Below are 954 nucleotides of genomic sequence, written 5' to 3'. Positions count from 1 at the left end.
GTCGTCACGATATCCGGGTTCGAGGGATCGACGAAGCCGCCGACCATGTTGATCGAGCAGACCCCGCCGCTGTCGCCGATCGCCTTGAACAGCTCGTCGGTGTGGCTGCGCGGGTAGTCGCTGACAGCCTTGGCGACCGAATGCGACGAGATGACCGGCTGCTGGCTGCGCTCGATGGCGTCGAAGGCGGTGCGCTCGCCGGTATGGCTGACATCGACGATCATGCCGTAGCGGTTGTAGGCGTCGATTAGCAGCTTCCCGATACCCGTCAGCCGCCCGTTGTCTTCCTCGAAACAGCCGTCACCCATCGTGTTACGGCCGTTGTAGGCCAGCAGGCAGTAGCCGTAGCCCAGCTGGCGCCACAGTCCGACCATGTCCGGATTGCCGGCGAAGAGCGCGGTGCCCTGGTGGGTGAAGAACATGCCCAGCTTGCCCTCGGCCACTGCCGTGTCGATATCGGCAGTGGTTCGCACCACCTTGTAACTCTCGGGGCGTTCGTTGATCTTCTTAAGGTAGAAGTTCAGGGAATTGGCAATCCCTGCGACGCTGGTATCCAGCGCATCTGCAGAGGGGCAGGCAGCAATCGCCTTGAACCCGGCGGCCTTCAGCTTGTCCATCTCGTCGTGGAACTCGGGCGCTTCGGGGGTCGACCACTGGGTCGGCCAGATGCCAGAGAAGAGCGAGTCCGTGGTCATGGAGTCCCGGACGACCTGCCGCGCATGGTCGGAGGCGGGATAGTCGTGCAGTCGTTGCGGGATCTGCGAAAAGTCCGGGCCAGTGGCGCAGATCGCCTCCGGATCGTTCACGTTGGCCAGCATGTCGCCGGCGTGGGCGTCCCGCGGGCTTATGGCCAAAGTGGCCGCGGCCCCGGCGGCGGACCCGGCGGCTGTTGCGAAGAACGTCCGTCGATCCATGCCGCCCGGCTCAGTCACGTCACTGTCCACGCGCAGCGCG

At 64.8% G+C, this 954-nt stretch carries 1 protein-coding gene; it reads right to left on the bottom strand.

Annotation, left to right across the window (positions count from 1 at the left end):
- Positions 1 to 954: dipeptidase (locus HCO70_RS24540; protein WP_216665623.1), on the bottom strand; the 954-nt coding region annotated here is incomplete at both ends.

Source organism: Pseudoruegeria sp. HB172150 (assembly GCF_013184805.1).
GTDB lineage: Bacteria > Pseudomonadota > Alphaproteobacteria > Rhodobacterales > Rhodobacteraceae > Psychromarinibacter.
Note: the sequence above shows the minus strand (reverse complement) of the source record. Positions and strands in the feature narration are given on the sequence as shown.